Origin of the sequence: Halorubrum sp. Eb13, assembly GCF_002252895.1 — an archaeon.
GTDB lineage: Archaea > Halobacteriota > Halobacteria > Halobacteriales > Haloferacaceae > Halorubrum.
This window is the reverse complement of record NZ_NHPE01000085.1, coordinates 1-24,089: the sequence shown is the minus strand read 5'-3', so window position 1 is coordinate 24,089 and position 24,089 is coordinate 1. Positions and strand designations below refer to the sequence as shown.

26 protein-coding genes are annotated in these 24,089 nt (G+C 70.1%); 8 read left to right on the top strand and 18 right to left on the bottom strand.

The window, feature by feature from the left end:
* Positions 1-16 precede the first annotated feature (16 nt).
* The 3 genes from cysS to DJ75_RS09595 all read right to left on the bottom strand — a co-directional run bounded on the left by cysS (position 17) and on the right by DJ75_RS09595 (position 3,286).
* On the bottom strand, positions 17-1,525 hold the full coding sequence (cysS, locus tag DJ75_RS09600) for a cysteine--tRNA ligase (protein WP_094524270.1): 1,509 nt from the start codon (positions 1,523-1,525) through the stop codon (positions 17-19).
* Positions 1,526-1,611: 86 nt separating this feature from the next.
* Complete coding sequence (locus DJ75_RS18860; protein ID WP_217900382.1) at positions 1,612-1,782, bottom strand: hypothetical protein; 171 nt, start codon at positions 1,780-1,782, stop codon at positions 1,612-1,614.
* 118 nt (positions 1,783-1,900) lie between these two features.
* Positions 1,901-3,286: a deoxyribodipyrimidine photo-lyase gene (locus tag DJ75_RS09595; RefSeq protein ID WP_094524269.1), complete on the bottom strand. Its 1,386-nt coding sequence runs from the start codon at positions 3,284-3,286 to the stop codon at positions 1,901-1,903.
* Positions 3,287-3,409: 123 nt separating this feature from the next.
* On the opposite strand from DJ75_RS09595, the gene DJ75_RS09590 reads away from it, so the two are divergent.
* Entirely contained in the window at positions 3,410-3,772 is a 363-nt protein-coding gene (locus tag DJ75_RS09590; protein WP_094524268.1) for a hypothetical protein, read from the top strand.
* Between the two features lie 49 nt (positions 3,773-3,821).
* Here the strand turns inward: DJ75_RS09590 and DJ75_RS09585 are convergent, their stop codons facing one another.
* From DJ75_RS09585 to ahaH, 10 genes are all read right to left on the bottom strand, one after another.
* Positions 3,822-4,232, bottom strand: a complete 411-nt coding sequence (locus DJ75_RS09585) for a DUF6276 family protein (protein WP_094524267.1) — start codon at positions 4,230-4,232, stop codon at positions 3,822-3,824.
* Between the two features lie 69 nt (positions 4,233-4,301).
* Complete coding sequence (locus DJ75_RS09580) at positions 4,302-5,003, bottom strand: V-type ATP synthase subunit D (protein ID WP_094524266.1); 702 nt, start codon at positions 5,001-5,003, stop codon at positions 4,302-4,304.
* A gap of 120 nt (positions 5,004-5,123) precedes the next feature.
* Positions 5,124-6,542 carry a V-type ATP synthase subunit B gene (locus DJ75_RS09575; RefSeq protein WP_094524265.1) on the bottom strand — a complete coding sequence of 473 codons (1,419 nt, stop codon included), beginning with the start codon at positions 6,540-6,542 and terminating at the stop codon, positions 5,124-5,126.
* 2 nt (positions 6,543-6,544) lie between these two features.
* The gene (locus DJ75_RS09570; RefSeq protein WP_094524264.1) at positions 6,545-8,323 is read right to left on the bottom strand and encodes an ATP synthase subunit A; all 1,779 of its coding nucleotides are present in this window, start codon (positions 8,321-8,323) and stop codon (positions 6,545-6,547) included.
* A gap of 1 nt (position 8,324) precedes the next feature.
* Positions 8,325-8,654 carry a V-type ATP synthase subunit F gene (locus tag DJ75_RS09565; RefSeq protein WP_094524263.1) on the bottom strand — a complete coding sequence of 110 codons (330 nt, stop codon included), beginning with the start codon at positions 8,652-8,654 and terminating at the stop codon, positions 8,325-8,327.
* A complete protein-coding gene (locus tag DJ75_RS09560; RefSeq protein ID WP_094524262.1) occupies positions 8,651-9,697 on the bottom strand; it encodes a V-type ATP synthase subunit C in 1,047 nt (348 codons plus the stop codon). Before DJ75_RS09560 ends, DJ75_RS09565 begins: the two co-directional genes overlap by 4 nt.
* On the bottom strand, positions 9,694-10,272 hold the full coding sequence (locus DJ75_RS09555; RefSeq protein WP_094524261.1) for a V-type ATP synthase subunit E: 579 nt from the start codon (positions 10,270-10,272) through the stop codon (positions 9,694-9,696). The genes DJ75_RS09560 and DJ75_RS09555 overlap by 4 nt, the downstream gene beginning before the upstream one ends.
* 14 nt (positions 10,273-10,286) lie before the next feature.
* A complete protein-coding gene (locus tag DJ75_RS09550; protein WP_094524260.1) occupies positions 10,287-10,541 on the bottom strand; it encodes a hypothetical protein in 255 nt (84 codons plus the stop codon).
* Positions 10,542-10,775: 234 nt separating this feature from the next.
* Positions 10,776-12,998: a V-type ATP synthase subunit I gene (locus tag DJ75_RS09545; protein WP_094524259.1), complete on the bottom strand. Its 2,223-nt coding sequence runs from the start codon at positions 12,996-12,998 to the stop codon at positions 10,776-10,778.
* Positions 12,999-13,002: 4 nt separating this feature from the next.
* Positions 13,003-13,359, bottom strand: coding sequence for an ATP synthase archaeal subunit H (gene ahaH / locus DJ75_RS09540; protein WP_094524258.1), 357 nt, complete (start codon positions 13,357-13,359; stop codon positions 13,003-13,005).
* A 156-nt stretch (positions 13,360-13,515) separates the two neighbouring features.
* Here ahaH and DJ75_RS09535 point away from each other — a divergent pair, with 156 nt between their 5' ends.
* Positions 13,516-15,234, top strand: a complete 1,719-nt coding sequence (locus tag DJ75_RS09535) for a P-loop NTPase (protein WP_094524257.1) — start codon at positions 13,516-13,518, stop codon at positions 15,232-15,234.
* Positions 15,235-15,258: 24 nt separating this feature from the next.
* Here the strand turns inward: DJ75_RS09535 and DJ75_RS09530 are convergent, their stop codons facing one another.
* On the bottom strand, positions 15,259-16,230 hold the full coding sequence (locus tag DJ75_RS09530) for a transcriptional regulator (RefSeq protein ID WP_094524256.1): 972 nt from the start codon (positions 16,228-16,230) through the stop codon (positions 15,259-15,261).
* A 198-nt stretch (positions 16,231-16,428) separates the two neighbouring features.
* Between DJ75_RS09530 and DJ75_RS09525 the strand changes: the two genes are divergently transcribed.
* Together DJ75_RS09525 and DJ75_RS09520 are read left to right on the top strand one after the other, a co-directional pair.
* Positions 16,429-17,859, top strand: a complete 1,431-nt coding sequence (locus DJ75_RS09525) for a tRNA(Ile)(2)-agmatinylcytidine synthase (protein ID WP_094524255.1) — start codon at positions 16,429-16,431, stop codon at positions 17,857-17,859.
* A gap of 26 nt (positions 17,860-17,885) precedes the next feature.
* Complete coding sequence (locus DJ75_RS09520) at positions 17,886-18,272, top strand: glyoxalase (protein WP_094524254.1); 387 nt, start codon at positions 17,886-17,888, stop codon at positions 18,270-18,272.
* Positions 18,273-18,316: 44 nt separating this feature from the next.
* On the opposite strand, the gene DJ75_RS09515 is transcribed toward DJ75_RS09520, so the two are convergent.
* The gene (locus DJ75_RS09515; protein WP_094524253.1) at positions 18,317-18,547 is read right to left on the bottom strand and encodes a hypothetical protein; all 231 of its coding nucleotides are present in this window, start codon (positions 18,545-18,547) and stop codon (positions 18,317-18,319) included.
* A 163-nt stretch (positions 18,548-18,710) separates the two neighbouring features.
* A complete protein-coding gene (locus DJ75_RS18630) occupies positions 18,711-18,851 on the bottom strand; it encodes a hypothetical protein (protein ID WP_170938333.1) in 141 nt (46 codons plus the stop codon).
* Positions 18,852-18,947: 96 nt separating this feature from the next.
* Here DJ75_RS18630 and DJ75_RS09510 point away from each other — a divergent pair, with 96 nt between their 5' ends.
* From DJ75_RS09510 to DJ75_RS09500, 3 genes are all read left to right on the top strand, one after another.
* A complete protein-coding gene (locus DJ75_RS09510) occupies positions 18,948-20,108 on the top strand; it encodes a M24 family metallopeptidase (protein WP_094524252.1) in 1,161 nt (386 codons plus the stop codon).
* 411 nt (positions 20,109-20,519) lie between these two features.
* A complete protein-coding gene (locus DJ75_RS09505) occupies positions 20,520-20,807 on the top strand; it encodes a DUF5789 family protein (RefSeq protein WP_094524251.1) in 288 nt (95 codons plus the stop codon).
* Between the two features lie 59 nt (positions 20,808-20,866).
* Positions 20,867-21,322: a DUF302 domain-containing protein gene (locus DJ75_RS09500; RefSeq protein ID WP_094524250.1), complete on the top strand. Its 456-nt coding sequence runs from the start codon at positions 20,867-20,869 to the stop codon at positions 21,320-21,322.
* Between the two features lie 388 nt (positions 21,323-21,710).
* Here DJ75_RS09500 and DJ75_RS09495 read toward each other — a convergent pair whose 3' ends face one another.
* A complete protein-coding gene (locus DJ75_RS09495; protein ID WP_094524249.1) occupies positions 21,711-22,946 on the bottom strand; it encodes a cation:proton antiporter in 1,236 nt (411 codons plus the stop codon).
* A 61-nt stretch (positions 22,947-23,007) separates the two neighbouring features.
* On the bottom strand, positions 23,008-23,487 hold the full coding sequence (locus tag DJ75_RS09490) for a cation:proton antiporter regulatory subunit (RefSeq protein WP_094524248.1): 480 nt from the start codon (positions 23,485-23,487) through the stop codon (positions 23,008-23,010).
* 128 nt (positions 23,488-23,615) lie between these two features.
* Between DJ75_RS09490 and DJ75_RS09485 the strand changes: the two genes are divergently transcribed.
* Positions 23,616-23,960 carry a hypothetical protein gene (locus DJ75_RS09485; protein ID WP_094524247.1) on the top strand — a complete coding sequence of 115 codons (345 nt, stop codon included), beginning with the start codon at positions 23,616-23,618 and terminating at the stop codon, positions 23,958-23,960.
* The last annotated feature ends 129 nt before the right edge of the window (positions 23,961-24,089 follow it).

Below are 24,089 nucleotides of genomic sequence, written 5' to 3'. Positions count from 1 at the left end.
CCTCGTTCCCGCCGCCCTACTCGAACCGGTACGTCGCCCCGTCCGGCCCGTCCTCGATCTCGATTCCCACGTCGCGCAGCGCGTCCCGGAGCTCGTCCGCGCGCTCGTAGTTGCCGGCCGCCCGCTCGGCCTCGCGCACGTCCAGCACCAGTTCGACGAGCTCGCCGGCCAGCTCCACGTCGCCGTCGCTCTCCGCCTCGAACTGAAGCCCCAACACGTCGCCGGCGAGGTCCTCGAACGCCTCGACCGCCCCGCGGAGCCCGCGGTAGTCGTAGGCCGCTCCCGAGCCGCCTCCGTCGGTCCCGCTGTCGCCCGCTCCGTCCACGTGGCGGTTCACGGCGTCCGTCAGCTCTAGGAGGGCGGCGGTCGCCTCGCGGAGGTTCAGGTCGTCGTTCATCGCCGCGGCGAACTCGTCGCGGGCCGTGTCGACCGCCTCGCGGAGGTCGCCGTCTTCGGCCGTCGCGCGGGCCTCGGTCGAGTCGAGCGCGTCGACGGCGCGGTCGTACGTCCGGGAAAGGCGCTCCCAGCGCTCCTCGGCCTCCGCGATCGTCTCCTCGGTGAGCGCCTGCTCGGAGCGGTAGGCGGCGCCGGCGTAGAAGGTCCGGATCACGTTGACGCCGAGCTCGTCTAAGGCGTCCGGGACGGTCCAGAAGTTACCGATCGAGGAGGACATCTTCTCGCCCTCCATCTCGAGGAGACCGACGTGGAGCCAGTGGCGGGCGAACGTCTCGCCGGTCGCCGCCTCGGACTGCGCGATCTCGTTCTCGTGATGGGGGAAGACGAGGTCGCGCCCGCCCATGTGGACGTCGAGGGTGTCGCCGAGGTGCGTCGTCGACATCGCCGAGCACTCGACGTGCCATCCCGGCCGCCCCTCGCCCCACGGGGAGTCCCACGTCTCGCCCTCGGGGACGACGTCGCCGTGGGCGTGTTTCGCGTGCTCGCGCGCGGCGGTCTCGCTCACGCCGCCGGCCTTCCACAGCGCGAAGTCCGAGGGGTTGCGCTTCTCCGACCGCTCGTCCGGCTCGCCCTGCGCCTCCAGTTCCTCGACGTCCTGGTTCGACAGCTTCCCGTACTCCTCGAACGTCGTGACGTCGAAGTAGACGGAGCCGTTCGACTCGTAGGCGTACCCCTTCCCGACGAGGGTCTCCACCAGCCCGCGGATCTCCGGGACGTGCTCGGTGACGCGGGGGTACACCTCCGCGCGCAGGAGGTTCAGCCCGCGCATCGCGTCGAAGGTGGTCGCGGTGAACGCCTCGGCCACGTCGCGCTCGGCGGCCCACTCGTCGCGCTCGCCGACGCGGGCCGTGATCTTCTCGTTGACGTCGGTGACGTTCTCGACGTGACGCACGTCGTAGCCGAGGTAATCGAGCCACCGGTGGAGAACGTCGGCGTGGAACCACAGGCGGGCGTGTCCAAGGTGGGGGTCGTCCGACACCGTCAGCCCGCAGACGTAGAGCGTGACGTCGCCGTCGGCCGTGAACTCGACGCGCTCGTCTGCCAGGGTGTCGGTAACGACGAGACTCATTACCGCGTCGTTCCCGCGGAGATCGTTTTAAATCGTCGGATCGGACGGGAGCGGGGACGGAAGCGCTCCGCACCCCGCCTGTTCACTTATAAACGGCCGATACCGACGTAGATCCCCGCCGCTGACGCGACGGTCAGAGCGAGGCCGGCGACGAGCGTGAAAACGCCGGTCGGGTCCGGGCTACCGACGAACGCGACGGAGCTCCCGACGAACAGTCCAAGTAGGAGGGACGGGAGGCCCCGAACGAACCGATGCACGTCCCTCGGTCGCGGCGGAGACGCCATAAGATCGTCGGCCCGGAGCGGTCGTCGACCGCGGTCGGGGGCGGTCGCTCGCAGATGTGCGCCGCCGCGGCCATTTATGACCGACCGCCGCTCACCGCTTTCCAAGCGCCTCCTCGAAGACGCGCTGGGCGCGCTCGTACCCCTCGTTCCGGTCGACGATCGGGTGCGGGTAGTCGGGCGCGAACTCCTCGCGTTCGCCGTGCGAGAGCGTCGGCCAGTCGACGACCTTCCCGGCGGGCACGTCGCGGAGCTCGGGGACGTACGCCTTCACGAAGTGGGCGCCGTCGTCGTACTTGCTCATCTGACTCACCGGGTCGAAGATGCGGACGTCGACGGAGTCGGTGCCCGTCGACGCGGTCCACTGCCACGCCCCGTGGTTCGAGGCGTAGTCGTGGTCGATCAGCTGTTTGGTGAAGTAGCGCGCTCCGCGCCGCCAGTCGATCAGGAGGTGTTTCGTCAGGAAGCTCGCGACCACCTGCCGCGGGCGATTGTGGATGTACCCCTCCGCGTTCAGCTGTCGCATCCCGGCGTCGACGAGCGGGTAGCCGGTCTCGCCGCGCGCCCACGCCTCGAAGTCGGCGTCGTCGTCGCGCCACGCGATCTCGTTCGGGAACGACTTGTAGTTCGACACCGCCAGGTCGGGGTTGTAGTAGAGCAGGTGGTACATCTGCTCGCGCCACGACAGCTCGTAGCGGTACTTGTCCACGTTGCGGCGCTCGCCGCCGGTGACTGCCTCGTAGACGTCGCTCGCGCCCGCCCACACCTCGCGGATCCCGATCGCGCCGGTCGCGAGGTACGGCGACAGCCGCGAGACCGCGTGCGTGGGCTCCTCCGCGGCGCGCCGGAGGTCGTCGCGGGTGTCGTTGTACGACGTGATCCCGTAGTCGAGGAAGTCGTCGAACCGCTCGCGGGCGGCCTCGTACCCCGCCTCGGGGAGGTCGATGTCGGCGTCCGGTTCGGGGACCGTCTTCCCGTCGCGCACGGCCGCCAACGACTCCGACTCTGGCTCCGGATACGGTCCGGGCTTGGGCACCGCCGCCCAGTCGTCGTGGAACCGGCCGTGGTTCGCGTAGCGCTCCTCGAGCCGGGCGGGGTCGACCAGGACGGCGTCGGTCCGCGCGTCGGTCTCGACTCCGGCGCCCGCGAGGGCGTCCTCGACCGCGCGCTGCCGGTTGCGCCGAGCGGGGCGGTAGTACTCGTTGTAGAACACCGCCTCGGCGCCGTGCTCGTCGGCGAGCTCGACGAGGACCTCTTCGGGGTCGCCCGCCCGGACGACGAGGTCGCTCCCGAGCTCGCGGTAACGAGCCTCCAACCGCTTCACGTGGCGGAGGAGGAAGGCGCGCTGGCGCGCTCCCACCGTCTCGAACAGGTCGGCGTCGTAGACGAAGACGGGGACGACGGTCCCCGCCCGCGCGGCCGCCGCGAGCCCGGCGTTGTCCCTGGTCCGCGGGTCGCGTCGGTGCCAGAACAGCTGCATGAGATCGGTACGGGCTCCACCGGATAGTGTCCTTCGGCCGGGACCGGCGTACCGGGACGGACGCGACTTCTCTCCACCCGAAATCCACCCGTGTGCTTAAGCCGACGAGCCCGAAGCGTGGGTATGGAGCCGTTCGTCGTCGCCATCCTCGTCGGCGTCCCGCTCGCCTGGCTCGTCGGCTTCGCGGCGTTCGCCTACGTCGACGCCCCGAAACACGGGATGGACCGGAGGAAGTGGGCGCTCATCGCCTTCGTCGTCCCGCTGTTCGGCCTCTTCGCGTACCTCTTCGAGCGGGACGAACAGTCGTACGACCCGTCCGAAGACCCGTACGCGGGCGGGAGCGACGCGCGCAAGGCCGGCCTCGCGGTCCACGAGCGGCGGCGCGGCGAGAAGGCGCTCGGCCCGGCGGGGACCGAGGCCGACGACGAGTCGGACGACGAGGACGAGTGGGACGACCCCCCGGGCGTCGACCTCGACGAGGACTGACTCCCGAGCGTCGGTATCGGCTCGGCGATCGCCACGCGCCGGCGAGCCCTCACAGCACGTCCAGCAGCGCCGCCCGCCGCCGGTCGAGGTCGAAGGCGGCGTCCGCGGCGTCGAGGCGCTGCAAGAAGGCGAAGACGTCGGCGCCGGACCGCTCCGCGTGGTCGACGAGCGCCTCGATCGAGGCGCGGTTGAGCGCGAACGACTCCAGCTTGCCGCAGACGAGCGCGAGCGCCGCGCCCGCCTCGCCGTCGGGGAACGCGGAGTCGACCGCGGAGAAATCGGGGTCGGCGGGGGACGCGGAGTCGGACCCGTCGACCTCGACGCCCCCGTCGCTCCCGTCGGCGGCGAACGTCCGCAGACAGCGGGTGCAGATCGCCGTCGTCGCGGCCGGCGCGTGCTCGCGGATCGCGGGCGGGACGACGAACGCGACGAGGTCGGCGTCACAACGGGGACAGGACATGAGAAACGAGATGGATGAGACGGCGGGTTCGGTCGGTAGACGCGGGACGGCGCGAGTCGACGGAACCGGTCAGTCCGCGGGCTCCGGCTCCTCGGCCCGGGCCGCCGCGGCCTCGGCGGCGGCCTCTTCGGCCTCCTCCTTCTCTTCTTCCTCCTTTTTGGCCTTGATCTTCTTCATGCGGAAGATCTCCTCGCGCTCCTGTTCCTCCAGCTTCTGCTCGATGTACTCCTGGTTCTCGTAGAGGGTCGGGAGGAGCGTGAACTCCAAGGCGTTCACGCGGCGCTTGGTGGTCTCGATCTCCGTGAGCATCTTCTTCATGGCCGTCTCTACCTCGGCCGCGAGGATGATCTTCTCTAACAGTTCCTCGTAGGCGTCGGCCGCCTCGTCGATGCGGGCGGAGGAGCCGAGCAGCCCGTAGCCGCGCTCGTCGAGGCTCTTCTTCACCTTCGAGGACTCGATCTGCGGGACGACCACGCCCATGATGTTCTTCGACTGGGTGGTGATCTCCGGGTGCTCTTTCAGCGCGGCGGCCGCGCCGCGGACGGCGACGTCGCCCTCCATCGCCCGGGCCATGTCGATCTTGCGCTGGGCCGTCTCGTACCTCTCGGAGACGTCCGAGCGGACGTCCTGCGCCTGATCGAGGATGTCCATGAACTCCATGATGAGGCCGTCACGCTTCTGTTCGAGCGTGTCGTGACCGCGCTCCGAGAGCTCGATGCGGTCCTCGATCGCCATCAGGTTCTTCCGCGTCGGTTTGACGTCCTTGGCCATCTTATTGGTGGAGTCTTCCGCTCCGAGGCGGATAATTCTTTTCAGTCGTGACGTGTCGCGCGCGATCGGCCCCGGCCGGCGCCGCCGCTAACTGAGGGCGAAAAGTGGAAGAAAGCCGCGTCAGTCGGCCGCTTCGACGACTTCGCGCTCGGAGTCCTCCTCGCGGTAGTACTCCTCGATAAACTCCTCGTCGATCCGGTTGAGGGCGTCCTTCGGAAGCATCGAGAGCAGGTCCCAGCCGATCTCCAGCGTCTCCTCGATGTCGCGGTTCGTGTCGAAGCCCTGGTCGACGAACTCCGACTCGAACGCGTCCGCGAAGTCGAGGTACTTGTTGTCGAGCTCCGAGAGCGCCTCGCGCCCGACGATGTTCACGAGGTCGCGCAGGTCCTCGCCCTCCGCGTACGCCGCGAACATCTGGTCTTTCACGTCGGCGTGGTCCTCGCGGGTGAGCCCCTCGCCGATCCCGTCGTCCATCAGCCGCGACAGGCTGGGGAGGACGTTGATCGGGGGCTGCAGCCCCTGACTGTTCAGGTCGGGGTCGACGTAGATCTGCCCCTCCGTGATGTACCCGGTCAGATCCGGGATCGGGTGGGTGTCGTCGTCGCCCGGCATCGTGAGGATCGGGATCTGCGTCACCGACCCGTCACGGCCCTGGATGCGCCCGGCGCGCTCGTACAGCTGCGCCAGGTCGGTGTACATGTACCCGGGGTAGCCACGTCGGCCCGGGACCTCCTCGCGGGCCGCCCCGATCTCGCGGAGCGCCTCGCAGTAGTTGGTCATGTCCGTCAGGATGACGAGGACGTGGTAGTCCTTCTCGAAGGCGAGGTACTCGGCCGTGGTGAGCACCATGCGCGGGGTGACCGTCCGCTCGACGGCGGGGTCGTCCGCGAGGTTCATGAAGACGACGGAGCGCTCCAGCGCACCGGTGCGCTCGAAGTCCTGCATGAACTCGTTCGCCTCCTCCTGGGTGATCCCCATCGCGCCGAAGATGACGGCGAACTCGGAGCTCTCCTCCCCGGCCTCCTCCTCTTCCGGCACGCTCGCCTGCCGGGCGATCTGCATCGCCAGCTCGCTGTGCGGCTGCCCGGAGCTGGAGAAGATCGGGAGCTTCTGGCCGCGAACGAGGGTGTTCATCCCGTCGATCGCTGAGACGCCCGTCTCGATGAACTCCTCGGGGTACTCCCGGGAGTAGGGGTTGATCGCCGCGCCGACGATGTCCTGCCGCTCCTCGGGGACGATCTCCGGACCGTCGTCGATCGGGCGGCCGGAGCCGTCGAGGACCCGTCCGAGGAGGTCCTCGGTGACGGGCATCTTCATCGTCTCGCCCAGGAAGCGGACGGACGCGTTCTGGTCGATACCGGAGGTGCCCTCGAACACCTGGATGGCGACGACGCCCTCCGAGGATTCGAGCACCTGTCCGCGCAGCGTCTCTCCCTGTGCCGTCTCGATCTCGACGATCTCGTCGTAGCCGATCGCCTCGTCGACCTCGGCGTACACGAGGGGGCCGCTGATCTCGGTGATGGTCTGATACTCTTTCATGGTCAGTAGAGGCTCCGGAGCTCGTCGGCGATCTCCGCTTTGAGCTCCTCGACGTACTCCTCGTAGTCCTCTTGGACGCCGATCCGGTTAATTCGGGGGGCGGCCTCGGTGTCGACGATCTCCTCGACGGGGACGCCCGCTTCGAGCGCCCTGAACGCCTCGTCGTTGAACGCCTCGATCGTCGTCAGCATGAGGTACGTCTTCTCGGGCGGACAGTACGTGTCCACCGGGTGGAACGCGTTCTGCTGGAGGTACGCCTCGCGCAGGTAGCGGGCGACCTCCAGGGTGAGCTGCTGGTCGTCGGGCAGGGCGTCCTTCCCGACGAGCTGGACGATCTCCTGCAGCTCGGTCTCCTCGTCGAGCACGTCGACCGCCCACTGGCGCTTCTCCGCCCAGTCGTCGGCGACCTCGTTCTCGAACCACGGGTCGAGCTGGTCTTTGTACAGCGAGTACGACTCGTTCCAGTTGATCGACGGGAAGTGGCGGCGCTCCGCCAGGTCCGCGTCGAGCGCCCAGAACGTCTTCACGATGCGCAGCGTGTTCTGGGTGACCGGCTCGGAGAAGTCACCGCCGGGCGGCGACACCGCGCCGATCGCCGAGACGGACCCCTCCGTCCCGTTGACGTTCTCGAAGTAGCCGGCGCGCTCGTAGAACTGCGCGAGCCGGGCGGCGAGGTACGCGGGGTACCCCTCCTCGCCGGGCATCTCCTCCAGCCGGGAGGAGATCTCGCGCATCGCCTCCGCCCACCGCGAGGTGGAGTCGGCCATCAGCGCGACGTCGTACCCCATGTCGCGGTAGTACTCGGCGATCGTGATCCCCGTGTAGATACAGGACTCACGCGCCGCGACGGGCATGTTCGAGGTGTTCGCGATGAGCGAGGTGCGGGCCATCAGCGGGTTGCCGTTGGCCGGGTCCTCCAGCTCGGGGAAGTCCTCGATGACCTCGGTCATCTCGTTTCCGCGCTCGCCGCAGCCGACGTAGACGATAATGTCGGCGTCGGCGTACTTCGCGAGCTGGTGCTGCGTGACGGTCTTCCCGGAGCCGAACGGGCCCGGGATCGCGGCCGTCCCGCCCTTCGCGATGGGGAACAGGCCGTCGAGGATGCGCTGTCCGGACACCAGCGGCGTCCGGGGCGTCTTCTTGTTCTCGGAGGGGCGCGCCTCGCGGACGGGCCACTCCTGGTGCATCGAGACGTCGGTCCCGTTCGCGAGCTCGGCCACCGTCTCGGTGACGTCGAACGAGCCCGACTCGATCGCGGTGACCTCGGTGGTCTCGCCCTCCTCGAGGGCGTCCGGCGGCACCATCACCTTGTGGTCGATGGTGACCGTCTCCTCGACGACGCCGACCACGTCGCCGCGGCCGACCTCGTCGCCGACCTCGACGATCGGCTCGAACTCCCACTCCTCCTCGAGGTCGATGCCGGGCGCGTCGACCCCGCGGTCGAGGTAGGGACTGCCCATCTTGCCCTCCAGCACGTCCAGGGGTCGCTGGACGCCGTCGTAGATGGCGTCCAGCATGCCCGGACCAAGGTCGACCGACAGCGGCTCGCCCGTGTTCTCGACGGGTTCGCCGGGGGCGACCCCGGAGGTCTCCTCGTACACCTGAATGGTCGTGATGTCGCCTTCGATCTCGATCACTTCCCCCATGAGGCCTTCGTCGCCGACGTAGACGACGTCGTTCATGCGGGCGTCGAGGTCGCGGGCGCTCACGACCGGACCGCTCACGCTTTGGATAACACCGTCTTCGGTAGGGGTGGTCTCCGTGGATTCTGCTTTGCTCATGTTAATCGTCCTCCTCCATCAGGTCGATCCCGATGGCTCGTTTGATCTGGTCGCGCAGCCCGCCGCTGCCGGCGCCGGCGCCGCCGAGCGTGACGAGCACGGGCTCGATGCTCCCCTCCACCGACTCGCGGGTCCCCCGCGAGAGGTGGTCGAGGTCGTCGTTGTGCATCACGATGATGCCGGTGCCCTCGTCGTCGAGGGTCCGTTCGACGGCGTCGTCGAGCCGCTCGTCCTTCTCGTCGTCTGGTACGTTCTCGAACTTCCGCACGCCGGCGAGCCGGAACCCCGTAGTGAACTCGGGGCTGCCGACGACGGCGATCTCCTGGCTCATGTTATCACCAGCTCCGATTCGATCTCGTCGGCCGACAGGCCGGCCTCCTTGCCGCGGGCGATCGCCCGGATGTTCTCCACCTCTCGCTCCTTCGCGAGGATGTAGGAGATGACCGGGGTGACCGACACCGGGTGGATCGTGCCGAGCCGGTCGCCGTACGCGAGCAGCGCGGCGTCGGTCGCGTGCTCGAACGCGATGAGGCTGTCCGCCTCCTCGAGTTCGCGCAGCGCCGGGCCGAGCTGCTCGGCGTACTGGCTGTCCGCGATGTATTCCACGAGCTCGTCGAGGTTCCGCGCGAGCCGCGCGAGCGACCCGCGGGTGAACAGCTCGCCGCCCTCGATGAAGTACGCGGCGGGGTCGATGTCCGCGCCCGACCGGGCGAGCCGGAGGGCGTTCGTCGCGTTCCGGAAGTCGACCTCCGCCTTGAGGAACGCCTCGTACTGCCGGGTCGGTTCGTCGTTACCGAGCCCGGAGAGGAGCCGCTCGTAGAACGCGCGGTCGACGGCGTTCTCGAGGGGAACCAGCACGTCCGTCTCCTCGTACTCGGCGTACGCCTCGCGGAGCGGCGGGCCGTAGATCGTGTCTTCCAGCACCTCGACGACGCCGTCGATCGAGTCGGCCTCCAGCAGGCGTCGGATCAAACGGTCGTCGAACTCGCCGGCGCGGATCAGGTCGACTTCGACGTCGGACTGGTCCGCGTCGGTGTAGACGCCGCGGATGACCGTCTTCACGTTCCACGCGTCGAACTTGCGGAGGTAGCGGGCGATCTGGTCGTACAGCCTTCCCTCGCTCCACTCTAAGATCCCCTCGAACTGCTGGGCGAGGTTCCGGTTCAGCGCGTACTCGATGAGGTCCACGCCGCCGTGGCGGCTCCCGAGGGCGTTGATCTCCCGCCCGTAGCTCGATTCCTCCATGAACCGGGCGATCTCCGCCGGGCCCATCCGGGTCAGCTTGCGGTACTCCTCGTCCCCGTAGAGGCTGCCGCGGCGGGCGCGAACCCGCGCGACGACGTACTCCGGGTTCGAGCTCCCGACGGCGCTCATTGGTCGAACAGCCGCTCCGAGATGTTCTTCAACTCGTCGTCCCAGACGGACTCCAGGACCGAGTCGAACGTGTTGTTCACGCGAACGCGAGAGGTGTCGCTCTCGGCGACCACGCCGCCGAGACAGTCGACTTCGCCGTCGACTTCCGCGTTGCGGTCGGCGACGAGCTCCTCGAGGAGCTCGACGTCCTCGGCGCGAGTGTAGACGGCGACGTCGGCGTCGCCGTCGAACTCCGCGAGGCTCGCGTCGAGCAGCGTCTCGGTCAGCTCGCGACGGCGGTCGTCGTCGAGACCGGCGATCGCCGCCTCGACGTCGTCGTGGACGTCTTCGAGGACGTCGCGGCGGGCTCCGAGCCGCTCCTGCTTCGCCTCGAGTTTGGCCGACGAGAGCGTCTGCTCGCGCTCTTGGTCGATCTGTCGGTCGACCTCTGCGAGCCGCTCCTCGCGGATGCGCTCGGCGTCGGCCTCCGCCTCGGCGACGATCTCGTCCGCCTCGGACTCCGCCGCTTCGCGGATCTCCTCTGCACGCGCGCGGGCTTCGTCTCGAACGTCCTCAACGACAGTGTCCAAACTCATTGGTTGAAAAAGGGTTACCCGACGATGAACACGACGACGAGCGCGAGGATGACGATCGTCTCGGGAAGCACCGTCAGGATGAGCCCGTTGACGAAGAGGTCCTCGTCCTCGGCCATCGCGCCGACGGCGGCCGAGCCGATACCGCGCTCCGCGTAGCCCGCACCGAGCGCCGCGAGGCCGACGGCGAGCGCTGCCGCGGCGTTGGGGTCAGTAAGTGTTCCTCCGGTGGACAGTACGGCGTTCCCGAGTGCGTTGGTAGCTTCAAGCATTGGTAGTAGTTCCGGTTGCTCGTCTCCGAACAGTTGCTAGTTGCCGCCACAGTAGTCATAAAGCTTCCCAAAACGACCGAATAGACCGGCCGCAGTCGGGGATGGAGGCGGGGCTAAACGCGACTCGAACGCGACTCGCCGCGACGCGTGACGGGCGTGTCCGAGCCGGCGAGAGCGGCAGTGAGTGACTGCGAGGGGCGGAGGCGACAGGGCGGGACGCGGCCGCCGGACGCCCTACTCCTCGGTGGTGTACTCTCGGTCGTAGCCGAACGGCAGGTAGCTGTCGCCGCCGCCTTCGTAGAAGTTCCCGAAGAACTCCACGTACTCGAGACGCACCGCCTGAATGCCGGCGGAGGTGACGCCGAGCAGGAGGACGACGACGTGGCCGACGACGGCCACGACGACCCCGCCGACGAGCGCGACGACCCCGACGAGGCCGATCGAGGCGGGGTCGAAGGCGGTCGTGATCCCCGCGAAGACGAGCTCGTAGTCCTCCGGGTGGCTCCGCACGTACTCGAGGTAGTCGGCGGAGAAAATGAAGTGGAAGCTCCCCGCGCCGCCCTCGTCGATGTACGCGCCGAACGCGAGCAGGTTCACCGCTAGCGCCATCCCGCCCTTCGCGAGCAGCACCGCCATGATCCGGGCGTACGAGATGACGTTGACGATCGGCGAGAGCACCTCGGCGAGCTCCGGCGGCTCGCCGATCGCGAGCAGGACGACGCCGAGAGCGATGGCCGCGATGGCGACGTACCCGACCGCGACCGGGAAGCCGGCGAACGACACCGCCCCGAAGGTGAGTATCGAGAACGAGTCGAAGAGGAACGCCGGCTTCGGACCGAGCACGTGCTGGCTGAAGATCCAGACCCACGCGCCGTTGAGGATCAGCAGCCACGACCCGCCCTCGTACAGTGCGTGTTTGAGGTCGTGCTGCTGGTAGTTGCTCACGAACGAGAGGATGTGCCCCGCGTTCAGGTGGACGAGACCGAACAGCACGCTGGCGACGAGGAACGACAGCGCCCAGTCGAGGTCCGCCGGCGAGAGCCCCTTCCCGTCGACGGGCCAGTGGATGTCACCCGGCAGCAGCTGGTACGCGTGGTAGCCGAACAGGTCGATCCCGAAGTAGATCCCGAACAGGATCGTGAAGCCGCCGGCCCACATCGCGACGGCGCCGAGCTCCCGGAACGTCCCGTCGAATCGGCTGTACAGGAAGTAGCCGATCGCGGCGTAGAGGACGCCGTACCCGACGTCGCCGATCATGAACCCGAACATGAGCGGGAACGTGAGGAAGACGAGGAGCGTCGGGTCGAACTCAGAGTACTTCGGTCGGCCGAAGCCCTGCACGAGCAGCTCGAACGGCCCCGCCGCGTTCCCGTTGTCTTGGACGACCGGCGGGTCGTCGTCGCCGTGCATCGCGTGGCCGCCGTCGGTGGCGGCCGCCTTCTCGGCCGTCGCGTCCGCGGCGCCGGCGTCGGCGTCGACCGCGCTCGCGGAATCGCCCTCGTCGCCGTCCACCGCCTCGGTGTGGTGGTCACCGTCGGGCGTGAACGAAGCGCGTTCGAGCTCCTCGACCTCGGCGTGGTCGCCGACGGCGTCGGCGACGGTCGCCTCGAATTCGGGGTAGGTGTCCGTGGGGATCCACCCCTCCGCGACGAACGCGTTCTCGGTGGTCGCGAAGGAGAGCGGCGCCTCCTTCTTCTCGGCCTCGATGGTGAGCTGCTCCTCGGCGCGGAGCAGGAAGGCGGCCGCCTCCTCCTTCATGGCTGCGAGGTCGGCCTCGATCGCCTCGAGGTCGGTCCGCAGATCCTCGCGCTCGCGCTCCAGCTCCGCGACGTACTCCGCGGGGCCGGCCTCGGCCTCGGGGACCTCCAGCAGCGCGATGTCGACGCCGACGAGCGAGTCCTGCAGGACCCCCTCCTCGGCCCCGTCGGCGGGCTTCGCGAAGATCGCCACGACGTCGCTCCCGGCGAACACCTCGTAGGCGTCGATCCCGTCGGCGTCGGCGAGCGTCGCCTCGACGGCGTCGGGCTTGGCCTCGCCGACGACGACCTCCAGCGAGTCGTAGCCGCGGAGCAGGTCGAGCTCGATGCCGAGGTCGGCGAACGGCTCCATGCGGTCGATCTCCTCCTCCCGGTCGCGGATCTCGGTCTGGAGCTCGTCACGCCGGTCGTTGAGGGCGTTGACGCGCTCGCGGACGTCGGCGAGCTCGCGTTCGAGCTCCTCGTCGTCGATGGCGCGGGCCGCGTCGACCTCGTCGCCCTCGACGTCGAGGACGCTCTCCAGCGAGCGGACGGTGACGAGCCGCTCGTTCACCGTCTGGGCGCCCTCGAGCGACTCGCCGGGCGCGAACCCCTCGTAGCGCTCGTCGTAGTCCGTGACGTGCAGCGAGTGGTGGGCGTACGCCGCCTCGATGACGTCGTCGATGACGCGCTTCGAGCCCGTCACCGACACCTTGCTCATCCGCTCAGGCCTGAGCATCCACCGCCTCCTCGGCCTGTTGGTTCACCGCTTCCTCGAACCGTTCGACTGCGTAGTCGACGGCCGAGTCCACGCGCTCGCGGGCCTCGCGTTCGAGCTCGTCGCGGTCGGACCGGCCCGACTCGAGGATCTCCTCGCGGCGTTCCTCGATCTCCTCGCGGGCGGCCTCGAGCCGTTCCGCGGCCTCGGACTCCGCCTCCTCCTCGGCCTCGGCGCGGATCGCCTCCGCGCGCTCTCGAGCCTCGGCGAGGCGCTCGTCGGCGTCCGATTCCGCCTCCGCGATGATCTCGTCCGCCTCCCGTTCAGCCTCCTTGATCCGGTCGAGCACCTCTGGTCTCGCCATGCTACTAATCGCCTGAAACTCTACAAGCGACGTATAAGGTGTTTGCGAAAGTACGCGGGCGTTGCCCCCGATATCGGCGGGAATCCGCGGCGCCCGCACGTCTCCGGCCGGCGGCCGCCGCCTACATTTAAGTACCAGTCGCCGGACCGTCACCGTATGGCAACGGTGTATGCGGTCGCGTCGGCGAAAGGTGGGGTCGGGAAGACCACCACGACCGCGGCGATCGCGACGATCCTGGCCGGCTCCGGCGCCGACGTCGTCGCGGTCGACGCCGACATCGGCATGGCGAACCTCGCGGGCGCGCTGGGCGTGACGCCCGGCGAGACGACGCTCCACGACGTGCTCGCGGGGCGGGCCGACCCGCTCGACGCGGTCCACGAGGGGCCCGAGGGGCTCCGGGTCGTCCCCGGCGCGGACGACCTCGACGCCTACGCGTCGGCCGACCCCGCCGGGCTCAGCGACGCGGTCGCCGCCTTCGAGGGCGCCGACTACGTGTTCGTCGACGCCGGCGCGGGGCTCTCGCACGATTCGAGCCTCCCGCTCGCGATCGCCGACGAGACGCTCCTCGTCTCGACCGCCGAGCGGAGCGCCCTCGGCGACACCGAGAAGACGCGACAGCTCGCCGAGCGGCTCGGCGGCGCGGTCGCCGGCGCCGCGATCACCCGCGTCGACCCCGACGCCGACCCGGGCGTCGCCGGCGCCGAGAGGCTCGACGACGTCGGCGACGTGCTCGACGCGCCGGTCCTCGGTCGGATCCCGGAGGACGACGCGGTGGTCCGGGCGGCGACCGCGAACCGACCGCTCCCGACGTTCGCGCCGGAGGCGCCCGCCACTCGGGCCTACCGGGACCTCGCTCGGGCCCTGACGGGCGCGGCCGTCGAGGGAGCCGGGATCGGCGAGTCCGACGCGACCGACGACTCGGAGCCGGAGGAAGCCGACCACGCGGAGGAAGCCGACCACGCGGACGAGTCCGCGGAGGCCGAGGAGGTCAAAGGGGAGGCCGACGACACCGACGCGGACGATACCGACGCGGACGATACCGACGCGGACGGCACCGACGCGGACGACGACGAGATCATCGTCGCCGACGCCGAGCCGGGGGGACTGAGCGACCCGGGCGACGAGGAGGAGATCATCGTCGCCGACGAGGACCCCGTTCCGGGGGAAGGCACGGAAGCGCCGGCCGACGACGACGAGGTCGACGCCGAAGCGACCGCTGACGCCGCGGCCGCGGATCGGGCCGCGACCGGCGAGACGGAGACCGTCGGCGAGGAGCACGTCGACGGCGACGACCTCGAGGCGATGATCGAGGAGGACGCGGCGGAGGCCGAAGCGTTCGAGGACGAGACCGCGGCGGACGAAGACGAGGTCGCAGCGGACGACGGCGACGAAGCGACGCCGGAGGACACCGAGGAAGCGGCCGCAGACGACGGAGAAGGGGCCGCAGACGACGGAGAAGGGGCCGCAGACGACGGAGAAGCGACCGACGATACGGGGAGCGACGATAGGGAAGTCGACGAGCCAGAGATCGACGAGCCAGAGATCGACGAGCCAGAGATCGACGAGCCAGAGATCGACGAGCCAGAGATCGACGAGCCAGAGATCGACGAGGCGGAAGGGGCCGGTCCGGACGACGAGGCGGAGGTCGACGAGCCGGAGATCGGCGAGGCGGAAGCGACCGGTCCGGAAGACGAGCTCGCGGGGAGCGTCCCGTTCCGCGACGACGACACCGGCGGCAGGAACACCGTGCTCTCGGGGGGCACCGACGGCGACGGAGACGCGGGGGAACAGAGCGGGAAGACGGCGTCGGACGGAGCCGAGGCGGACGACGAGGAGGAGAGCGGCGGCTTCTTCAGTCGCTTGTTCGGGCGATAAGTGGGCCGGAACGCGCTCGCGGTCTCAGGCCTCGGAGGGCGCTTCCGCCCGGTCGCGGATGAGCTCGCGGATCTCCTCGGGGTCGGTGATACCGGCGAGCTCGTCGCAGGAGACCAGCGCGGTGCCCTCGATCGACTCGCGCTTCTCGTCCTCCTCGGTGAAGTACACCGAGCGCGTGCGGGCGACTTCGCCGATCGAAGACATGATCCGCGCGCGCTTCTCCGCCGCGGGGGTGAACGCCGAGTGACCGGTGAGGACGCGGGTCTCGGCGCGCTGATCGTCCTCCGAGACGGCCTTGAACGGCGCCCGGGCGGTCGGGTGGACCGTGAAGCCGGCGTTGGTGAGCACGTGGAGGACGTGCTCGTCGTCGGGGTCGGTCTCGGGCGCCGAGGGGGTCGGGTCGGCGTCGCGCACCTCGTCGGCGCCGTCCAGCACGTCGACCGGGCTGGAGAACGGCTCGTCGAACAGCTCTTCTAACTGGATCGCGACCTCGATGGAGGCGTTCATCCCGTCCTCGTACTTCGAGACGGTGCGCCGGGAGACGCCGAGTTCGGTCGCGAGCTGGCCGAGCGACCAGCCGCGCTCCTCGCGCTCGTCGGCGAGGAGGTCGCCGTCGAGGCTGACGTAGAGCCCGCCGGGGGCCGCGTAGATGAGCGGCGGCATCCCCTCGACGAATAGGTCGTACCCCGTGTCGGGGTTGATCACCGGGACGCCGTGCCGGAAGTAAACGACGCCGGGCTTCAGCTCCTCGTCGCGGGTCCGGACCCCGATCACCATCGGCGTCGCCCGCAGGTACTCGCCGAGCCGGCGCATCTCAGCGCCGGTCTCCGCGTCCAGGGCGTCGACGTTGCCGAGGATCTTCAGGAGGAGCAGGTCGTCGCCGCGCCGGGCCGCCACGTCGAAGCTCTTGGGCCGGACCGCACACCGATCGCTGACGAGGAAGCCCGCGTCCTCCAGCATCGCGGTGACGTTTTCTATCAGCGCAGTCCGGGACATACCCTGAAATAGGCGGCTCGCCGTATATATGCGTTGTGTCACTTGCGGCCGCTCGAAACCGCCGCCCGCTTGCGTTTTCTCCGTCTCACCCACCGGAGCCGTTAAATACCGCGTCGGCGCCGATCGGCGGCTAATCGCTCGGGAGGGGCCCGAGCGACCGGCCGAAACCGGTTTGTCCGGGAGCGGAGAAGGGCGCGTATGCCCATCGTCGCCGTCGACGACACCGACTCCCGCGAGCGCGGGATGTGCACGACGTACGTCGGCGCGCGGCTCGCCGAGCGGCTCGAAGCGGCCGGCGGGCGGGTCCGCCGCCGGCTCCTCGTCCGGCTGAACCCCGCCGTGAAACACAAGACGCGGGGGAACGCCGCCGTCGCGGTCCACGTTTCGAGAATCGACGCGGCGGCGGCGTTCGACCTCGCCGCGGAGGCGGTCCGGGAGTTCGCCGCGGCCGACGACCCCCGGACCTCGCCGGGCGTCGTCGCCGCCGACGTCGACGTCGCGGGGGACCCGTTCGCGCCGGTCGCCCCCGCCGCCGGGGCCCCGGAGGACGCCGGCGCCGCCTCGTCGACGTCGCGGATCCCGGACGACGTCGCCGACTTCGCCCGCCGCGCGCTCCGGCGCCGGCTCTCGCTCGACGAGGCGCTGTCGATCGCCGACGCGCGCGGCTACCGACACGCCGCGTTCGGGACCGGCGGTGAGACGGGGGACGAGGCGGTCGCCGGCCGCGGCCGGATCGGCGCGCTCGCGGCGGTCGGCGCCCCGGCCGCGTTCGACGACTGGACGGCGGAGCGGATCTCGTACCGCGAGCTGGACCGCTGCGGGACGCCCCGCGAGGTCGACGTCGAGAGCGTCTTCGCCGCGGCCGACGCGGGGTACCCGACCGTCTGGGACACCGTCGACCGCGAGACGGGCGCGGCGGTCTGCGTCCCCAACGCCCCCGGTCCGATCCTCCACGGCATCCGCGGCGACGACCCGGCGGCGTGCCGGGAGGTCGCCGAGGCCGTCGAGAGCGAGCCGGTCGAGCGCGCCGCGACCTTCCTCACCAATCAGGGGACCGACGCCCACCTCGCGCCCGGGCGGATCGGCGACCTCCGCGACGGCGCGGGCTACCGAGTCGCCGGCGCGGTCGCGGGCGAACCGGAGACGAAACGGGGGGGTCACGTCCACGTCGACGTCGCGGCGCCCGGGGAACGCTCCGCGGGAGGCGGCGGCCGGCTCCGCTGCGTCGCCTTCGCGCCGACCGGCCGCTTCCGCGACCGGGTGCGCGCCCTCCGACCCGGCGACCGGGTGACCCTGTGCGGCGAACACGAGCGACGGGAACGGTCGGCGGGTGAGGCGGAGGGACCGACCGCGACGCTCAAGCTGGAGAAGTTCGCCGTCCGGGACCTCGTGCGGACCGAGCCGGCGGTGCCGACCTGCCCGGACTGCGGTCGATCCATGTCCTCGGCGGGCCGGGGACAGGGGTACCGCTGCCGGGACTGCGGCACCGACGCGCCCGGAAAGGTCGCTCACGAGATCGACCGCGAGCTGGAGCCCGGCTGGTACGAGGTCCCCCCGAGCGCCCGACGGCACGTCGCGAAGCCGCTCGTGAGGGGCGGGTTCGACGCGCCGGTGCACCCGGAGCGGTGAAGTGATCGGGACGCGACGCCTCGGGCATGTCCGGGATCGTCTTCCACGGAACGGAGAACCGAGGCGGCGTCGTCGACTTCTACCGCGAGGAACTGGGCGCCGAGACGTGGCTCGAACAGCCCGACTGCACGATCCTCCGCCACGACAACCTCCTGTTCGGCTTCTGCGACCGCGACGAGACCGAGACGTGCGGGACGTTCACGTTCGTCTACCCCGACCGCGAAACGGTCGACGACGTGCGGGAGCGCCTCGCAGAGGCGAGCGACCGCCGGGACGACGCGAGCGCGCCCGGCGCGGTCGAGGAACCGAGGGAGAACGAGCGGTACGACATCTACCAGTTCTTCGCCGAGGACCCCGACGGGCGGACCGTCGAGTGTCAGGCGTTCCTCGCCGACGACGTGGGGCCGATCTGAGGCGGTGAGGGTCGGGCGGGGGGAGCGGGGCCGAACCGACCGGGTCAGTCCTCGATGGTCCGCTCCTCGCGCCACTCGGCGGCGCGGTCGAGCGCGGCCTCGCGGTCGTCGAAGCGCTCGCGCTCGTAGGCCGACTCGTCGACGGCCTGCTCCATCACGTCGAGGCGGACGACGAACCCGCCGTCGGCGCGCTCGCGGACGCGGACCGTCGCGTAGCCGTCGGAGCGCTCCCACTCGGTGATCGCCTCGTCCTCGCGTCCCAGAGACCAGCTCATACCCCAGAAGGCCGGCGCGGCGGCTAAAACGGCCCGGTTCGGGCGCGGTCGTCGCGGCGGGGCCGTCGAGGCGCGGTCGTCGAGGCGCGGTCGTCGCGGCGGGGCCGTCGAGGCGCAGTCGTCGCGGCGGGGCCGTCGAGCGGCCGTCAGTCTCGGTCGACCGTCAGTCTCGGTCGACCGGGCCGGTCGCGTACGAGCAGACCGGACAGACCGCGTATCCGAGGGTGTCGTACGGGACGGACGCGGAGGGTGCGGTCACGTCGCACTCCGGGCAGTCGAACGTCGACGCGTTCTCGATGCTCATGCTCACATATTGCACGGGCAGGCACATGGTTACGAGCCGCTTGCCTCGGCGTCAACGACACCCTACTTATATGCGACCGCCGGGCCGAGGTCGTCTATGACCGACGACACCCACGCGGACCGCCGCGAACGCGCCGCGGCGCGGCTGCGAGCGGTCGACGCCGACGGACTGGTCTGTTTCCCGAGCCGGAACCTCCTGTACCTCACCGGGTTCGAGGAGGAGCCGAGCGAGCGGCACTTCCTGCTCGCCGTGCCGACCGCGGGCGACGGCGGCGGGCACGACAGCGGGGACGGAGCCGCGCGGAGCGACGGGACCGCGCCCGCTCTCCTCGTCCCGGACCTGTACGAGACGCAGGTGCGCGAGGAGACGAGCGTCGTCGACGTCCGGACGTGGGCCGACGGCGACGATCCGGTGGCGGCCGCGCGCGACCTGCTCGCCGACCGCGGCCTCCGCGAGGGGCGCCTCCTCGTCGACGACACGATGTGGGCGACGTTCACGCAGGACCTCCGCGCGGCGGCGCCGGACGCGACATGGGGGCTCGCGAGCGAGGCGCTCGCCGACCTCCGGGTCCGTAAGGACGACGCCGAGGTGGCGGCGCTGCGCGAGGCGGCCGCCGCCGCGGACGCGACCGTGCGCGACCTCCGCGAGCTGGGCGCCGACGCGGTCGGAATGACCGAGCGCGACCTCGCCGCGTGGATCGCCGACCGGCTGGCCGCGCACGGCGGCACCGGCGTCTCGTTCGAGACGGTCGTAGGGTCGGGCCCGAACGGGGCGAAGCCGCACCACGGCCACGGCGACCGAGAGATCCGGGCCGGCGAGCCCGTCGTGCTCGACTTCGGGACGCGCGTCGGCGGCTACCCCTCCGACCAGACGCGCACGCTCGCCTTCGACGGCGACCCCCCGGCGGAGTACGAGCGCGTCCACGAGGCGGTTCGGGAGGCGCAGGCGGCCGCTGTCGACGCCGTCGCGCCGGGCGTCGCGGCCGCGTCGGTCGACCGGGCGGCGCGGGAGGTGATCGAGTCGGCGGGGTACGGCGACGCGTTCGTCCACCGGACCGGACACGGGGTGGGGCTCGACGTCCACGAGGAGCCGTACATCGTCGCGGGCAACGACCGGGAGCTCGAGCCGGGGATGGTGTTCTCCGTCGAGCCGGGGGTCTACCTCGACGGACGGTTCGGCTGCCGGATCGAGGACCTCGTCGTCGTCACGGCGGACGGCTGCGAGCGACTGAACGACACCGACCGCGGCTGGCGGTGACCGGTCCGTCCGGCCGCGGGGGAAAGGTCCGTGTCCGCGAAGCGAAAGAGCGCGCGAGGGAGAGACGAAGCGGGCGTGGGAGAGACGAAGCGGGCGAGGAAAGGGACGCGAAGGGGGAGTGTGACAGTGAGACCCGAAAGATCGGCGCGCAGGGACCCGACGCGAGATACGGGAGTCGTGTGCTTACTCCGCAATCGGAACTTATTGCCGAATGATATAGTTGTGATACCGAATTATTTCGGGTTTGTTTGTCGGTCGTCAGACGGGCGATGTCCGACCAGATCGTGGGCCGATCTCGGTTGAGAGTCACGGAAATCGATCGAACGGGCGAATCCGAGGCCGCGCGGCGCGTGAGGGCACGATCCGATTCGCATCGAAACCATTAGTGTCGCCGGAGCGGAACCGCGGGGTATGAGCGACAACGACGAGGCCGAGGAGAGCGAGCCGGCCGTCGAGCTCGGCGAGGGACCGGACGTGGCGGGCGAGCCGATCGCCCGCGTCGCGTCACGGCTCACGTGGCCCGCGACGCGCAGCGACATCGCGGCGCAGGAGGGCGACGCCGCGGTCCGGAGCCCGGACGGCCCCCGCGACCTCGACGACGTCCTCGCGGACTCCGAGGTACCGCTGTTCGAGAGCCGCAGCGAGTTCGTCGCCGAGGTCGAGAAGCTCGTCGGGCGCGGCCCGGTCGCGACCGAGTAGCCCGCGCCGCCGTTCCCGGCCGCCGCGCCCTTTTTAACTCGGCGAGGCGGAGTCGACGCATGGCGATTCCCTTCGATCCGCACGAAATCGACCCCGAGGAGTACGGCGAGAAGCGAGCGACGCTGTCGACCGACCACGAGTCGGCGGTCGAGCGCGTCCGCGAGGTGTGCCTCGACGCCGGCTTCGGCATCCCGGTCGAGTTCTCCCCGTCCGACATGCTGAACGAGAAGGTCGACGCCGACCGGGACCCGTACTACGTGCTCGGCGCCTGCAACCCCGCGATGGCGGACCGCGCGCTCGACGCGACCGACAAGCGCATCGGCGGGCTGTTCCCGTGTAACATGATCGTCTGGGAGGAGTCCCCCGGCGAGCAGGTCGTCTACCACGTCTCGATCATGAAGATCGCGCGCCTCCTCGGCATGCCCGTCGACGACGACGAGATGGACGCGATCGTCGAGGACACCGGCGAGATGGTCGATGCCGTGTTCGAAGAACTGGCGAGCGAAGAGGCCTAAGCGACCGCCGACGGCGACTATTTATAAATAAACGATAGTGCGGTGGCGCGCGCCTCCGAGCGGCCGCCGATGGCGGCCGCGAAGAGCGCCGCGCGAGGGAGTCGCTGGCTCCCGAAGCGAAGCGGAGGGTGCCAGCGACGAGGCTGGGGAGGCGTGAGGTGCGGTTGCGGTGCCGTGCGGGGTGGGACTCAAAGGGGCAGCCGGGAGGCGGGCGCAGGCGTTCACGAGAGCTCCGCTCTCGTGAGCCAATCAGAACGCGGAGCGTTCTGATGACGACGTAAGGACCACAGGGAGCGAACGGAGTGAGCGACCGAGGACCGCAGCGAGCGTGCGCCCGCCTCCCGGCTGGGGCTTTGGAGGTGTTTACCGTCGATCCATCGTCGGCTATTTATAAACGATCGCCATCCGCATCACCGGCACCGCGATCCAGCCACGAGACCGCGATCGACTCGAACGGCCCGGAGTACTGCATCAGCGTCGTGCCGAGTATCGCCATCACGAGGACGTAGCCGACCGCGAACGCGTTGATCGTCTGCGCGACCGCCGGGTCGAACGTCCCCGCCTCGGCCCCGGTCACGGCGACCGTCGCGATGATCAGCGAGAACTCCCCGCGGGTCGTCATCCCGAGCGCGACGCGGGTCGACCGCTTGGCGTCGAGGTCGAAGGCGCGCCCGGCGAAGAAGCCGGTGACGAGCTTCGTCGGCGTCGTCACGAGCACCGCGAGCGCGATCAGCGCCGCCACGCCGCCGAAGAGGAGCGGGTCGGTGACGAGCCCGATCCAGAAGAAGAACACCGCCGCGAACGTGTCGCGGACGGGTTCGAGCAGCGTCTCGACCCCGTGGGCGTACTCCGTCGACGCGAACGCCATCCCGACGAAGAAGGCGGCGACCGCCTCGCTGACGCCGAGCGCGAGCGCCGCGCCGGCGACGAGCACCACGGTCGCGATCGACCTGAGCGCGACGAACTCCGGGTTGTCGGTCGCCAGCAGCCGGTCGAACGCGGGCGTGCCGAACTGGACCGCCCCCAGCAGCACGAGGATAAACGCGATCGCGATCCCGACGTCCGTCGCGGCCGCGCCCACGTCGCCGCCGCCGAGCACGAGCGCCGAGGCCACGGCGAGGTAGACGGCGATGAACAGGTCCTCGTAGACGAGGGTCCCGAGCAGCGGCTCCGCCTCGTCGTTGGCGATCCAGCCGAGGTCGATGAGCGACTTCGTGATCACCGCCGACGAGGAGATGTAGACGATCCCGGCGGTCAGAAACGCCGGGAGGAACGCGCCGAAGACGAGCCACCCGAGGACGAGCCCGGCCCCGAAGTTCGCGAGGTCGATCGTCCCCGCGGTCCCGATCTGGCGCCGTCGCGCGAGCAGGCGGTCGAGGTTGAACTCCAGCCCGAGGAAAAACAGGAGGAAGACGATCCCGAGCTCCGCGCCGAGCGCGATGAACTCCGTCTCGGGGACGTAGACGGTCCCGACCGCCGGCAGGGAGAGCCGGCCGAGGACGAACTCCCCGAGTAGCATCCCGGCGACGATATAGAAGGGGATCACGGACTGACCGGCGCGGTTCGCGACCCACCCGGCGACCGCGACCGCGGCGAACATGACGCCGACGTCGAGCAGCGCCACTACCGGCTACCCCCGAGACGGGCGACCCGAGGGGCCGCCCCGACCGCGTCGTCGCGGCCGCTCATCCGGTGAGGAGCTCCTCGAACGCCGCGCAGTCCTCGGGCGTTCCGACCCCGATGACCGTGTCGCCTTCGCGGAGCGTGGTGTCCGCGCTCGGGCTGTCGACGACCCCGTCGCCGCGCTGGAGCGCGACGACGGCGAGCCCGGTTCGGTCGCCGATGTCCGCGCTCTCCAGCGTCTCGCCGATCAGCGGCGACCCCGGCTGGATCTCGTACCACTCCAGGAGGATGCCGCCGGGCAGGGTCGTCTCCTGCGTGTCGGGCTCGACCGGCTGGAAGTACGCGCCCTCGACGATCGACCCGATCGTCCGGGCGAGGTCGTCGCCGAACTCGAACACCTTCTCCGAGTCGGCGTCCGGGTCGGGGCGGCGGAACAGCTCGCGTTTACCCGTGTTGTGGATGACGACGATCATCTCGCCGTCGTCGAGTTCGATCTCGAACTTCTTCCCGACGCCGGGGAGGTCGGATTCGCGGATCGTCATACCGGGGGGAGCGGTGCCAGCGTTATAGGTGTGCACGTCGCCGGCGTCCGCCTCGAACGACGCCCGTGCGACGCGGGTCTGACCGCTCCGCACCAAACGCTAAGTAGGGTGGGACCGAGGTAGCGCACATGTGGGGATCCCGGAAGAGCCGGGACCGGCGGACGGTGACCTGCATCGCGTGCGGCGACTCGCTGCTGCGCGAGGACGCGCGCGAGTACGACAAGGAGGGGGACCGCTGGAACCGGCGCGACAAGGAGTTCGAGTACCTCTGTACAGACTGCGACGACGACCTCTGCCACCAGCCCCGGGACGGGCTGGAGTCGCTCGTCTGTTCGATCGAGGCCGACGGGCTCTCGCGCGAGGAGTTCCTCGATCGGTACGCGGACGCGGTCGCGCCCGACGAGGGCACCGACTCGGCCGAGTCTCGCGGCCGATCCGATCGCGACCGGGAACCGTCGGACCGCGACCGGTAGCGCGCTTCGGTCCGGACCGCTCTTCGCCTCGCCGACCGACACGCCTTCCTCGGGCCGTTCGAAACCGGACGCACGCATGTCCCTCCACCTGACGCCCGCCGTCCCCCCGATTCCGATCCAGGCCCCGAG